Here is a 13,293-nt window from a genome sequence, read left to right on the forward strand (position 1 = left end):
CCGATCTCGATTTTCTGCGCGCTTGGGCCTGACACCTCTTCCTCTTCACCTCCGGGCACGAAAGTGGCCTGAAACTGCTCTATCACCGCGTTGATCTGCTCATCGCTTGCCTCGCCCTCAACCACGATGGCCAGCAGCGCGCCCACCGGCAGGGTCTCATCAGGCTTGGCCAGCACGCGACGCAAGACCCCGGAAAACGGCGACTCGACGCTGCTGGATATTTTATCGGTCTCGACGTCGAGCACTTCTTCGCCTTTTTCGACGTGCTCGCCTTCCTGCTTGAGCCAAGTATCGACCCGGCCTTCGGTCATCGACAGGCCCCACTTGGGCATGGTCAGGGTGTGGATCTGGCTCATGCGACCTTCCTCTTGTCAGCTATTTTCAGCACCGCCGCCTCAATCTTCGCTGCGCTGGGGATGTAAAGGTCTTCGAGTGCGTCGGAGAACGGTACTGGCGTGTGGGGTGCGGTGACCATTTCAATGGGGGCACGTAGAGAGCTAAACGCTTTTTGCGCCACCAGCGCGCTGATGTCGGTGGCAATGGAGCAGCGTGGGTTGGACTCATCGATCACGACCAGGCGCCCGGTTTTCTCCACGCTTTCCAGAATGCTGTCTTCGTCCAGCGGGCTGGTGGTGCGCAGGTCCAGTACCTCGCAGTCGATACCTTGTTTGGCTAGCCGTCCTGCCGCCTCCATGGCCAGATGCACCATGCGCCCGTAAGTGACCAAGGTGACATCGTCGCCTTCGCGGACGAAATTGGCCTCACCGAATGGCACGGTGTACAGCTCCTCGGGCACCTCGCCCTGAAGGCTGTAAAGCATTTTGTGCTCCAGGAAGATCACCGGGTCGTTGTCCCGGATCGCCTGGATCAGCATGCCTTTGGCGTCATAGGGCGAGGAGGGGCACACCACTTTCAAGCCGGGGATATGCGTCCACATCGAGGTGAGCATTTGCGAGTGCTGCCCGGCCGCGCGCAGGCCAGCGCCATACATCGCACGGATTACCAGTGGGGTGACGGCCTTGCCGCCGAACATGTAGCGAAACTTGGCGGCTTGATTGAGGATCTGGTCCAGGCAGCAGCCGATGAAGTCGACAAACATCAACTCGCACACCGGGCGCATGCCACGGGTTGCTGCGCCCACGGCAGCGCCGACGTAACCGATTTCCGACAGCGGCGCATCCAGAACCCGGTCCGGAAACTCCGGGTACAGGCCTTTAGTCACGCCCAATACGCCGCCCCAGGCATCTTGTTCGCCGGGTGCGCCAGTACCGCCTGCCACGTCCTGGCCGATGATGAATACGCTGTGATCGCGGCGCATCTCTTGGGCCAACGCTTCGTTGATTGCCTGCTGATAGCTGATTTTTCTAGCCATGATGATTCTCCACGGTCGTTGTTGTTTTTCTGGTGGTCAATGGATTCGTCGATACGCTACTTAGCGGTAGGCGACATACACGTCGGTAAGCAGGTCTTGTGCGGTAGGTTTGGGATCGGACTTTGCCAGGCGCACAGCGTCGTCGATCAGTTGTGCGACTTCGCCGTCGATCTGCTCGAACTGGGCCGCGTTGAGCACGCCATCGCTTGTGCAGCGCTCGCGAAAACGCACCAGGCAATCATTGCTTTCGCGTACGATTTTCACCTCGTTGGGACCACGATAGGTTTGTGCGTCGCCTTCGAAGTGGCCGTAATAACGGCTCAGCTTGACCTCGATCAGCGTTGGCCCGGAGCCTGCGCGGGCACGTTCGATGGCGGCACCGGCAGCGTCGTACACCGCAAAAAAATCGTGGCCGTCGACAATCACCCCCGGCATGCCAAAACCGCTGGCGCGGTCGGCGATGTCTTTGCACGCGACCGACCAGCCGGAAGCTGTGGCTTCGGCATAGCCATTGTTTTCCGCGACGAAAATGCACGGCAGATTCATGATCGAGGCCAGGTTCATGGCTTCGAACACTGCGCCTTCGTTGGAGCCGCCGTCACCGAAGAACGCCACGGCAACGCCGGTGCTGCGCTTGAGTTTGGCGGCCAGCGCCGCACCTGCTGCCAATGGCGCACCCGCACCGACGATCCCGTTGGCACCCAGCATGCCTTTCTCCAGATCGGCGATGTGCATTGAGCCGCCTTTGCCGCCGCAGACCCCGGTTTTCTTGCCGTAGATCTCAGCCATCATGCCGTACACATCCACACCCTTGGCGATGCAGTGGCCGTGGCCGCGGTGGTTGGACGCAATGCAATCTTCATCATTGAGATGGGCCATCACGCCAGCAGCGCTGGCTTCTTCCCCGGCATACAAATGAACGAAGCCGGGGATCTCGCCCGTGGCGAATTCCACATGCAGGCGCTCTTCAAAATCACGAATAGTGCGCATGACCTTGTAGGCATGCAGCAGTTGATCAGTAGGCAGGTGAGTGGACATCTTGTTGTTCTCCAGGTTGTCTCGACACACAAAAAGCTGGTGACCCCAGCTGTTGGGACTAGAGCAAGCCAGGTGCCAATCCTTGAAAAGTTGACGCAAAGCACTGCCCTAGAGCCTTTTGCGCGCTAAAACAACCTGATAGTTTCGGGCCCTATTGAGACGGTGCGTTTCACTTTGCAGGGCCCTCGCGGCCCCGCTTGAGACGCAGCGTCTCAGTGCGGCTCTTTGTCGCCCCAGGCTTGTCGCCTTCGTTCGATGGGCGCTTAATGGTCGGCATAACAACAAAAGTTCAAGCACCGGAGGCGTCAATGCTGGCCGTGAACTCAAGAGCCCATGTCGACTGTGTCAGTCGTGTGGTGCGCAATGCCGATCGTCAGGCCAAAGCGCCTGTGCCTTCGTTGATTTTCGATTCCTGGTGCCGCTCAATGAGCCAGCATCATCTGGACCCAGGTTCACTGCAGGGGCCACGCATCCTGTCCCACTCCTTGCTCAAAGAGTGCCGCGAGCGCGCCGAGCTGTTCATGCGCATCGCCAGCGAGGAAGTCACGCAGATCCACGCCCGGATACGGCACGCCGACTACTGCGTGATGCTCACCGACGCCCAAGGCCAGACCATTGATTACCGTGTCGATTCGGCCATTCGCAGCGACTGCCGCAAAGCCGGTTTGTATCTGGGCACGTGCTGGTCGGAGGCCGAAGAAGGCACCTGTGGCGTGGCGACGGTATTGACCAACCACAGCGCGGTGACTGTGCATAAGCGCGATCACTTTCGTGCGGCCTTCATCGGACTGACCTGCTCAGCCGCACCGATCTTCGACCCGCAGGGCCAGTTACTCGGTGTCATGGACGCCTCGGCCCTGCAATCGCCGGATGATCGCCGCAGTCAGCATTTGGTCCGACAAATGGTGCTGCAAAGCGCCCGGGCCATCGAAAACGCATTTTTCATGCACAGCGCCCAAGGGCACTGGATTTTGCGTGCCCACAGCACGCCGGGTTATGTCGACAGTCAACCCGACCTGTTGCTGGCCTGGGACAACGACGGTCGCTTGCAGGGCCTCAATAGCAATGCGCGCCAAGCGCTGCGCCTGCGTTATGGCCACTTGCCGGAACATATCGGTGAAGTGTTTGACCTGGACGCGCTGCATGGCATCAGCGAACACACTGACCAGCAACTGAACTGGCGCGGCGAGTCCACGCATATGCAAGCCCGCGTCAGCGTACCCAGGCTCAGGGCCCGTCGCTCAACTGTAGTCAGCCGCATCAATGACAGCGCTCAGGTCGATCCGCGCATCGATGAAAACCTGCGTTTGGCGGTGCGCGTCAAAGACCGCAACCTGCCCGTGCTGATTCAGGGTGAAACCGGCGCAGGCAAGGAGGTCTTCGCTCGTCAGTTGCATGAGTACAGCGCACGTCGCAGTGGTGCCTTCGTTGCACTCAACTGCGCGGCCATCCCGGAAAGCCTGATCGAAAGTGAGCTGTTCGGTTACGCCGCCGGTGCTTTTACCGGCGCCTCGAACAAAGGGATGAAAGGGCTGCTGCTACAGGCCGATGGCGGCACCTTGTTTCTCGATGAAATCGGCGACATGCCGCTGGCGCTACAAACCCGGCTGCTGCGCGTCATGGCCGAAGGCGAAGTCGCGCCGCTGGGAGCATCGCGGCGCCAGCAAGTGGACATTCAGGTGATCTGCGCCACGCATCGCGATTTGTCGTCGATGGTGAGTGCAGGCACGTTCCGCGAAGACCTGTACTTCCGGCTGGGGTGCGCACGTTTCCAACTGCCGCCGTTGCGTGAACGTACCGACAAACTCGCGTTGCTCAACCATTTGCTCGAAGAGCACGCGCACAGCAGTGGCGGCTCTATCGGTATCAGTGCCCAGGCATTGGAATTGATGCTGGGTTACGCCTGGCCCGGGAATATTCGGCAACTGCGGCATGTGTTGGGTTATGCGTGTGCGGTGTGCGAAGGGGCGACGATTCAGGTAGACGACCTTCCGCTGGAGATCCGAGGTGAGCAGATAACCGTTGCCACCCATCAACCGGCACTCAGCGCGCAACGACAATTGCTGCTCGATGCGTTGATCCGCCATCGCTGGAAGCCGGGGGATGCGGCGCGCTCGCTGGGTATTTCCCGAGCAACGCTTTATCGGCGGGTCAACGAACACGGCATCGAAATGCCTAGGAAGCGCCGCGTCTAGCCACCTGTGCTCATCAAAAAGTTGTCCGTTTAAAAGACAAAAAATAACCGATGGGAGCCGTCCCGCCACCAAGGCGCCGCGCTGTCGCGCAGCAAACACGGGACATGTTGGGGCTGCCGAAGGCTGCGGGGGTGTGCGCCGCGTGCCTGGTGTTTCTGAAGATCCTGTGGATTTACTGCCGCTGCGCGTCAGATCGCGGGACAAGCCGCGCTCCTACAGCTGATTGAAGTGCGGATAACTGTGTCTGACGACGCAGTTCAAACTGTAGGAGCCAACGTGTTGGCGAGGCTACCACCGCAGTGCGTCTGAGGCGCCGTCTCGCGAACAAGTTCACTCCTACAATGCCCCCCGATAAAGCATTTGCGATGACGGCTCGTAGGCGCTGGGCGTGTCCCGCGACCGGCGGGGAACCCGTCGTAAACCTGCACACACGGTGTGACAGGCAGACATCGACTAGGGGCTGACTTATTTTGCCTCCAGCCCAGCCCCTCAATCACATCAGCGATATACCATCCCGCCATCAATCATCGGTGATTGCCCGGTCATGTAGTCGGCGTCCGGCCCGGCCAGATACGACACAAAGCCGGCAACGTCTTCGGGTGTTTCTGCGCGGCCCAAGGCAATGCCTTCGACGTATTTCTTGTAGGTCGCACCGACCTCGGCGCCGGTAATTTCGGCCATGCGTTTGTCGATTTCGACCCACATGTCCGTCCCCACCACACCTGGGCAATAACTGTTGACGGTAATCCCTGAACTGGCGAGTTCTTTGGCAGCCGCCTGGGTCAGTGCGCGCACGGCAAATTTGGTTGCCGAATACACCCCCAGCAAGGCAAACCCCTCATGTCCGGCAATCGAGCAGGCATTGATGATCTTGCCGCGTTGGTTCAGCGATTTGAGCTTTTTGCCAGCCGCCTGAATGCCCCAGATCACTCCTTGGATGTTGATGCTCAAGACACGCTCGACCTGTTCGGGCGTCACCTCCAGCAGCGGCGAGATCTGTGCAATGCCGGCATTGTTGACCATGATGTCGAAACCGCCGAGTTGGGCGTAGGTGTGATCGACCGCCGCGACCACTTGATCCAGTTTCGAGACATCGACCACGTAGGTGGTTGCCCTACGCCCCAAGGCGACGATTTCTGCGGCAACCTCTTCGATCTTTTGCGAGTTGATGTCGCCCAGCGCAATGTCCGCGCCGTCTTTTGCCAGCCGCAAGGCAATCGCCCTGCCAATACCCTGACCGGCTCCGGTGACCAACGCGACTTTCCCAACAAGACTCATGGCAGTGTCCTCAAGACTGAATAGAACCTCGGGTATGACCTGCTGGCCGGGCAAAGTCGAGCACTTGGTTTAACCACGTAGCGCCTGAGACGGACCGTCTCGCTGAGCAGAAGCCATTTTCTGCATTTCGCGTCACCGACTGTTACTGCGCGCACCGCATTGGGGCGCCGCGCCCCGAAAAGTAACAGGCTCGCCAGCCATTCGCTTGCAACGTACGCCCTCCTGCCCTGCGATCACTCCTCTTGAAAGGCTTGATCTAGATGGGTTATCGCCTAGATAGCACGCTCATAAGTAAAGTTGGTCTCTTGCTTGCATATTCTTGTATGTACAAGTAAAGATGGGTAGGCAAGAGTAACGTTCAACGTGCTCAGACCGACTGCCACAGTCATCGGCGCGAGACTTGCCGCTACCCCGTTCCGCCTGTTCGCCACAGGCACCGCTAGCCCAGTGCCTGGGCCGGTCTGGATCGATCACCCGAGGATTGTTACGTGACTACTGACAACAAAACCCCGCATTGGACCAAATACCGCGACGTCGAAATCCGCGCCGCGCGTGGTAACACACTGACCGCCAAGAGCTGGCTCACCGAAGCGCCGTTGCGGATGTTGATGAACAACCTCGACCCGGACGTCGCCGAGAACCCGAACGAACTGGTGGTCTACGGCGGTATTGGCCGTGCCGCACGCAACTGGGAATGCTACGACAAGATCGTCGAGAGCCTGACCAACCTGAATGACGACGAGACCCTGCTGGTGCAATCTGGCAAGCCGGTCGGCGTATTCAAGACCCACACCAACGCACCGCGTGTATTGATCGCCAACTCCAACCTTGTGCCGCATTGGGCGAGTTGGGAGCACTTCAATGAACTCGACGCCAAAGGCTTGGCCATGTATGGCCAAATGACTGCCGGCAGTTGGATCTACATCGGCAGCCAGGGCATCGTTCAGGGCACCTACGAAACCTTCGTTGAAGCCGGTCGTCAGCATTACAACGGTGATCTCAAAGGCAAGTGGGTGTTGACCGCTGGCCTGGGCGGCATGGGCGGCGCGCAACCGTTGGCTGCTGGCATGGCCGGGGCCTGCTCCCTGAACATTGAATGCCAGCAGAGCCGTATCGATTTTCGCTTGAAAACCCGCTACGTCGACGAGCAAGCCACTGATCTGGATGACGCGCTGGCGCGCATCGCCAAGTACACCGCCGAAGGCAAGGCGATCTCTATCGCGTTGTGCGGCAACGCGGCAGACATCCTGCCGGAAATGGTTCGCCGTGGCGTGCGCCCGGACATGGTCACCGACCAGACCAGCGCCCACGATCCGTTGAATGGTTACTTGCCCAAAGGCTGGACGTGGGAGCAATACCGCGCCCGCGCAGTGACCGAACCGGCCGCAGTCGTAAAAGCTGCCAAGCAGTCGATGGCCGAGCACGTTGAAGCGATGCTGGCGTTCCAGAAACAAGGCATCCCGACCTTCGACTATGGCAACAACATCCGCCAGATGGCCAAGGACGAGGGCGTCACCAACGCATTCGATTTCCCAGGCTTCGTCCCGGCTTATATCCGTCCGCTGTTCTGCCGTGGCGTTGGCCCATTCCGCTGGGCCGCGCTGTCGGGCGACCCGCAAGACATCTACAAGACAGACGCAAAAGTCAAAGAGCTGATCCCGGACGACGCCCACCTGCACAACTGGCTGGACATGGCCCGCGAACGCATTGCCTTCCAGGGGCTGCCGGCACGTATCTGCTGGGTCGGTCTGGGTCAGCGCGCCATGCTGGGCCTGGCGTTCAACGAGATGGTCCGCAGCGGCGAACTGTCGGCGCCAGTGGTGATCGGTCGCGATCACCTGGACTCAGGCTCCGTCGCCAGCCCGAACCGCGAAACCGAATCGATGCAAGATGGCTCCGATGCGGTGTCCGACTGGCCACTGCTCAACGCCCTGCTCAACACTGCCAGCGGCGCGACCTGGGTTTCGCTGCACCATGGTGGTGGCGTCGGCATGGGCTTCTCGCAGCACTCAGGGATGGTCATCGTTTGTGACGGCACCGATGAAGCGGCCGAGCGTATCGCCCGCGTGCTGCACAACGACCCGGCGACCGGCGTCATGCGTCACGCCGACGCCGGTTACCAGATCGCCATCGATTGCGCCAAAGAGCAGGGCTTGAACCTGCCGATGATCACCGGCTAAGGCACGCACTGTCTGTATGAACGAACGTGTTGGCGAGGTATTAACGGGGTGTTTCAGGTACGCCGCCTCGCGAACAAGCAGGCAAGATGCATGTCTGGTGTAAAGCCCCGATGGAGAGAGAAGGTGGATGCCTCGCTTTAGGTTGATGCAAATCCGTTGGAGCGATACACCCGAACAGCAGACACGCTCCACCTACTTGATCGAGAGCACCTTATGTTTCCCGAAAGCTTCACGTTCTCCATCGCCGACTGGGTCAATGACTGGGTCGACAAGCTGGTTACCAATTACGGCGATGTATTTCGGCATATCTCGGACACGCTGCTATGGGCCATCGTCAAGCTAGAAGGCTTGCTGCGCATCGCGCCATGGTGGCTGTTGCTGGCCATTGTTGCCGGCATCGCCTGGCACGCCACACGCAAACTGACCACCACGGCGGTGATCGTCGGCTTGCTGTTTCTGGTTGGCGCAGTCGGTTTGTGGGACAAGCTGATGCAGACCCTCGCGCTGATGCTGGTAGCGACCTTTATTTCGGTGCTGATCGGTATACCGTTGGGCATTCTTTCGGCGCGCAGCAATCGCTTGCGTTCGGTGCTGATGCCGCTGCTCGACGTCATGCAGACGATGCCCAGTTTCGTGTACCTGATCCCGGTGCTGATGCTGTTCGGTCTGGGCAAAGTCCCGGCGATCTTCGCCACCGTGATCTACGCAGCGCCGCCGCTGATTCGCCTGACCGACCTGGGCATCCGTCAGGTCGATGGCGAAGTAATGGAGGCGATCAACGCCTTCGGGGCCAATCGCTGGCAGCAACTGTTTGGTGTGCAGTTGCCCCTGGCGTTACCGAGCATCATGGCCGGGATCAACCAGACCACCATGATGGCCCTGTCTATGGTGGTGATTGCTTCAATGATCGGCGCGCGTGGCTTGGGTGAAGACGTGCTGATCGGAATCCAGACGCTTAACGTCGGACGTGGCCTGGAGGCCGGTCTGGCAATCGTGATTCTCGCGGTGGTCATCGACCGTATCACTCAGGCCTATGGCCGCCCACGGCATGAGGCGCACAAATGATGAATGCGCGATCCATCACCGCGCCCAATGCAGCGCACAACAAGATTGTCGTGAAGAACGTGTACAAGATCTTCGGCAACCGTGCCAAAGACGCGCTGAGTATGATCCGGCAGAACAAAACCAAGGATCAGGTACTCGCCGAAACGGGGTGTGTGGTCGGTGTGAATGACTTGTCGTTGTCCATTGGCAGCGGTGAGATCTTCGTCATCATGGGCCTGTCGGGCTCAGGCAAATCCACGCTGGTGCGCCACTTCAACCGGCTGATCGATCCCACCAGCGGCGAGATTTTGGTAGATGGCGAAAATATCCTGACCTACGACATGGAGGCCCTGCGCCAATTTCGTCGGCACAAGATCAGCATGGTGTTCCAGAGCTTCGGCCTGCTGCCACACAAAACCGTGCAGGAAAACGTCTCTTACGGGCTGGCGGTACGCGGCGAAAGCAAAGCCGTGTGCAGTGAGCGCGCGCTGCATTGGATCAACGTCGTGGACCTTAAAGGCTACGAAAACAAATACCCGCATCAGCTCTCTGGCGGCATGCGCCAGCGTGTGGGTTTGGCGCGGGCTCTTGCGGCCGACACCGACATCATCCTGATGGACGAAGCTTTTAGCGCCCTCGACCCGCTGATTCGCGCCGAAATGCAGGATCAGTTGCTGGAGCTGCAATCGGCGCTGAAGAAGACCATCGTGTTCATCACCCACGACCTCGACGAAGCCGTACGCATCGGCAACCGCATTGCCATCCTCAAGGACGGCCGGTTGATTCAGGTCGGTACGCCGAAAGAAATCCTCTACTCGCCCGCCGATGAATACGTTGATCGTTTCGTCCAGCGGCGCGTGGCCATGCTTTAAGGACCATTGCAGACATGTTGCGACCTGAGCAGATCATCATCGCGGACGCGTCATTGCTCGCAACGGGAAATCATCAACCAGTAGCCGTCGGGCCCCGAGCACCACAAGTGCGGGGCAGGCAGGAGCCAACTCAGGGCAACCGACCGACATCAACGAAGGAGTAGCATCGTGACTGATTCAAAACTGGCGACCCCGCTGAACCTGATCCCGGGCCAACTGACATTGGCGCAACTGCGTGCGATCTATCAGCAACCCGTGACCCTGAGCCTGGACAGCAGCGCTGACCAGCCCATCGAAGACAGCGTCGCCTGCGTCGAGCAGATTCTGGCCGAGAATCGCACCGCCTACGGTATCAACACCGGTTTCGGTCTGCTGGCGTCCACGCGCATCGCCAGCGCCGACCTGGAGAACCTGCAACGCTCGCTGGTGCTGTCGCATGCCGCAGGCGTAGGCCAGCCGATTAGCGATGAGCTGGTGCGCCTGATCATGGTGCTCAAGGTCAACAGCCTCAGCCGTGGCTTCTCCGGCATTCGTCGCAAGGTGATCGACGCGCTGATCGCGCTGATTAACGCCGAGGTCTATCCGCACATCCCGCTCAAGGGTTCGGTCGGCGCATCGGGCGATCTGGCACCGCTGGCGCACATGTCGCTGGTATTGCTCGGCGAAGGCAAGGCACGTCACAACGGCCAATGGCTGAACGCGGTAGAAGCGCTGGCGGTGGCCGGTCTTGAGCCGCTGACGCTTGCGGCCAAAGAAGGTCTGGCGCTGCTCAACGGCACCCAGGTGTCTACCGCTTATGCCCTGCGTGGCCTGTTCGAAGGCGAAGACTTGTTTGCCGGTGCGTTGGCCTGTGGCGCGCTGACTGTCGAAGCAGTACTGGGCTCACGTTCGCCGTTCGATGCGCGCATTCATGCCGCTCGCGGTCAACGCGGACAGATCGACGCGGCGGCGGCCTATCGTGATTTGCTTGGCGATGGCAGCGAAGTCTCGGAATCCCATCGTGATTGCGACAAGGTTCAGGACCCGTACTCTCTGCGTTGCCAGCCGCAAGTCATGGGCGCCTGCCTGACTCAACTGCGTCAGGCCGCCGAAGTGCTGGCGGTCGAGGCCAATGCCGTATCGGACAACCCGCTGGTATTCGCCGCTGAAGGCGATGTTATCTCCGGCGGTAACTTCCACGCTGAACCGGTCGCAATGGCCGCTGACAACCTGGCGTTGGCATTGGCGGAAATCGGCTCGCTCAGCGAACGCCGCATTTCGCTGATGATGGACAAACACATGTCGCAGTTGCCGCCGTTCCTGGTGGCCAACGGTGGCGTGAACTCGGGCTTCATGATCGCTCAGGTGACCGCTGCGGCGCTCGCCAGCGAGAACAAGGCACTGGCTCATCCGCACAGCGTCGACAGCATTCCGACGTCGGCTAACCAGGAAGACCACGTATCCATGGCGCCGGCTGCGGGCAAGCGGTTGTGGGAAATGGCAGAAAACACCCGTGGTGTTCTTGCCGTAGAATGGCTCGCCGCTTGCCAGGGCCTGGACCTGCGCAACGGCCTCAAAACCTCGATCAAGTTGGAAAAAGCCCGTGCTGCCTTGCGCAGCCAGGTGCCGTTCTATGAGAAGGACCGCTTCTTCGCGCCGGACATCGACGCGGCCATCCAATTGCTCGCTTCACAATGCCTGAATGCCCTGGCACCTGCAGGTCTGCTACCAAGCGTTTAACGCTCGGACAGACCAGGATGGGTCTGTCGTTGAAATGATTGTGGGAAGCAAAACCTCTGTAGGAGACAACGTGTTGGCGAGGCGCTTTTGTGACGTCCCGGATACCCGTCTTGCGAACACGTTCGCTCCTACAGAGGGACGCTGCTCATCCACACCATTTCGCCGCACAAGAACAACAAGGATCGCGAAATGAATACGCAACAAACGTCCCTGAAACGCGGCCTGACCGCGCGCCACATACGCTTCATGGCGCTTGGTTCAGCCATCGGTACGGGGTTGTTCTATGGCTCGGCCGAAGCGATAAAAATGGCCGGTCCTGCGGTGTTGCTGGTCTACCTGATCGCAGGCGCGGCGGTGTACATGGTCATGCGTGCGCTGGGAGAAATGGCGGTACACAACCCCGTGTCGGGCTCTTTCGGCGAATACGCCAATACCTATCTCGGCTCGCTGGCGGGGTTTGTACTGGGCTGGACCTATGCCTTCGAGATGATCATCGTCTGTCTGGCCGACGTCACGGCCTTCGGGATTTACATGGGCTTCTGGTTTCCCGATGTACCCCGCTGGATTTGGATTCTGAGCATCATATTTTTTATCGGCGCGCTGAACCTGTGCAGCGTCAAAGTCTTCGGTGAGACCGAGTTTTGGCTGTCACTGCTCAAGGTTGGGGCAATCATCGCGATGATCCTCGCAGGTTTGGGCATCATGCTGTTCGGCATGGGCTCGGCGTCGGGTGAATACGTCACTAGCGTCAGTAATCTCTGGACGCATGGCGGCTTCATGCCCACTGGCGTCGGCGGTATGGTGGCCTCCTTGGCAGTGGTGATGTTTGCTTTCGGCGGCATCGAAATCATCGGCATTACCGCAGGCGAAGCAAAAGACCCGCAACGGGTGATTCCACGGGCTATCAACGCCGTGCCGCTGCGTATTTTGTTGTTTTACGTGCTGACGCTGTTCGTCCTGATGTCGTTGTATCCGTGGCAGCAGATTGGCAGTCAGGGCAGCCCGTTCGTGCAGATCTTCGATCATCTTGGGATAACCTCGGCGGCGACCGTCCTCAACGTTGTGGTGATCTCGGCGGCGGTGTCGGCGATCAATAGCGACATCTTCGGTGCCGGGCGCATGATGTACGGTCTGGCCAGGCAAGGTCAGGCACCCAAAGGTTTCGCGCAACTTTCGGCCAATGGCGTGCCGTGGATGACGGTGCTGGTTATGGGCGTCACGTTGCTGTGTGGCGTGGTCCTGAATTACCTGATCCCGGAAAACGTGTTTCTGCTGATCGCGTCCATCGCCACGTTTGCCACGGTGTGGGTGTGGTTGATGATTCTGGTCACGCAGATCGCCATGCGTCGCTCGATGACCCGCGAGCAGGTCGCTAAATTGAAATTCCCAGTACCGTTCTGGCCGGTAGCGCCGATTATCGCGACGGGGTTCATGTTGTTCGTGTTCGGCGTGCTGGGCTGGTTTCCCGAGACTCGGGCAGCGCTGATCGTTGGCGCAATCTGGATCTTGCTGTTGGTGATCGCTTATTGCCTGTGGGTCAAACCGCGGCAGGGGCGGCACCCGAAACCGTCCTTTTCATCCCATTGAACTGATAT

10 protein-coding genes are annotated in these 13,293 nt (G+C 59.6%); 6 read left to right on the forward strand and 4 right to left on the reverse strand.

Going from position 1 to position 13,293, the window contains the following annotated elements:
- The 3 genes from VGC62_RS13030 to VGC62_RS13040 all read right to left on the reverse strand — a co-directional run.
- Positions 1 to 356: biotin/lipoyl-containing protein (locus VGC62_RS13030; RefSeq protein WP_331187495.1), on the reverse strand; the 356-nt coding region annotated here is incomplete at its 3' end.
- Positions 353 to 1,372, reverse strand: coding sequence for an alpha-ketoacid dehydrogenase subunit beta (locus VGC62_RS13035; protein ID WP_331187496.1), 1,020 nt, complete (start codon positions 1,370 to 1,372; stop codon positions 353 to 355). The genes VGC62_RS13035 and VGC62_RS13030, both read right to left, overlap by 4 nt.
- Before the next feature lie 60 nt (positions 1,373 to 1,432).
- Positions 1,433 to 2,410: a thiamine pyrophosphate-dependent dehydrogenase E1 component subunit alpha gene (locus VGC62_RS13040; RefSeq protein WP_331187497.1), complete on the reverse strand. Its 978-nt coding sequence runs from the start codon at positions 2,408 to 2,410 to the stop codon at positions 1,433 to 1,435.
- Positions 2,411 to 2,718: 308 nt separating this feature from the next.
- On the opposite strand from VGC62_RS13040, the gene VGC62_RS13045 reads away from it, so the two are divergent.
- Positions 2,719 to 4,605 (forward strand): sigma-54-dependent Fis family transcriptional regulator, encoded by a 1,887-nt coding sequence (locus tag VGC62_RS13045; protein ID WP_331187498.1) that lies wholly within the window; start codon positions 2,719 to 2,721, stop codon positions 4,603 to 4,605.
- Between the two features lie 498 nt (positions 4,606 to 5,103).
- On the opposite strand, the gene VGC62_RS13050 is transcribed toward VGC62_RS13045, so the two are convergent.
- A complete protein-coding gene (locus VGC62_RS13050) occupies positions 5,104 to 5,883 on the reverse strand; it encodes an acetoin reductase (RefSeq protein WP_331187499.1) in 780 nt (259 codons plus the stop codon).
- A 488-nt stretch (positions 5,884 to 6,371) separates the two neighbouring features.
- Here VGC62_RS13050 and hutU point away from each other — a divergent pair, with 488 nt between their 5' ends.
- The 5 genes from hutU to VGC62_RS13075 all read left to right on the forward strand — a co-directional run bounded on the left by hutU (position 6,372) and on the right by VGC62_RS13075 (position 13,285).
- Positions 6,372 to 8,063, forward strand: a complete 1,692-nt coding sequence (gene hutU / locus VGC62_RS13055; protein ID WP_331187500.1) for a urocanate hydratase — start codon at positions 6,372 to 6,374, stop codon at positions 8,061 to 8,063.
- A gap of 213 nt (positions 8,064 to 8,276) precedes the next feature.
- Positions 8,277 to 9,128 (forward strand): proline/glycine betaine ABC transporter permease, encoded by an 852-nt coding sequence (locus VGC62_RS13060; RefSeq protein WP_331187501.1) that lies wholly within the window; start codon positions 8,277 to 8,279, stop codon positions 9,126 to 9,128.
- Positions 9,128 to 9,979 carry a glycine betaine/L-proline ABC transporter ATP-binding protein gene (locus VGC62_RS13065; RefSeq protein ID WP_331187519.1) on the forward strand — a complete coding sequence of 284 codons (852 nt, stop codon included), beginning with the start codon at positions 9,128 to 9,130 and terminating at the stop codon, positions 9,977 to 9,979. Before VGC62_RS13060 ends, VGC62_RS13065 begins: the two co-directional genes overlap by 1 nt.
- A gap of 183 nt (positions 9,980 to 10,162) precedes the next feature.
- Complete coding sequence (hutH, locus tag VGC62_RS13070; protein ID WP_331187520.1) at positions 10,163 to 11,698, forward strand: histidine ammonia-lyase; 1,536 nt, start codon at positions 10,163 to 10,165, stop codon at positions 11,696 to 11,698.
- Between the two features lie 189 nt (positions 11,699 to 11,887).
- Entirely contained in the window at positions 11,888 to 13,285 is a 1,398-nt protein-coding gene (locus VGC62_RS13075; RefSeq protein ID WP_331187502.1) for an amino acid permease, read from the forward strand.
- Positions 13,286 to 13,293: the final 8 nt, after the last annotated feature.

Source organism: Pseudomonas sp., assembly GCF_036404235.1.
Classification (GTDB): Bacteria; Pseudomonadota; Gammaproteobacteria; order Pseudomonadales; family Pseudomonadaceae; genus Aquipseudomonas.

What these genes read in the sequence shown, in the direction of transcription:
- VGC62_RS13045 (WP_331187498.1), top strand. Translation starts at nt 2,719, where the DNA reads ATGCTGGCCGTGAACTCAAGAGCCCATGTCGACTGTGTCAGTCGTGTG.
- VGC62_RS13050 (WP_331187499.1), bottom strand. Translation starts at nt 5,883, where the DNA reads ATGAGTCTTGTTGGGAAAGTCGCGTTGGTCACCGGAGCCGGTCAGGGT.
- VGC62_RS13035 (WP_331187496.1), bottom strand. Translation starts at nt 1,372, where the DNA reads ATGGCTAGAAAAATCAGCTATCAGCAGGCAATCAACGAAGCGTTGGCC.
- VGC62_RS13075 (WP_331187502.1), top strand. Translation starts at nt 11,888, where the DNA reads ATGAATACGCAACAAACGTCCCTGAAACGCGGCCTGACCGCGCGCCAC.
- VGC62_RS13065 (WP_331187519.1), top strand. Translation starts at nt 9,128, where the DNA reads ATGAATGCGCGATCCATCACCGCGCCCAATGCAGCGCACAACAAGATT.
- VGC62_RS13040 (WP_331187497.1), bottom strand. Translation starts at nt 2,410, where the DNA reads ATGTCCACTCACCTGCCTACTGATCAACTGCTGCATGCCTACAAGGTC.
- VGC62_RS13060 (WP_331187501.1), top strand. Translation starts at nt 8,277, where the DNA reads ATGTTTCCCGAAAGCTTCACGTTCTCCATCGCCGACTGGGTCAATGAC.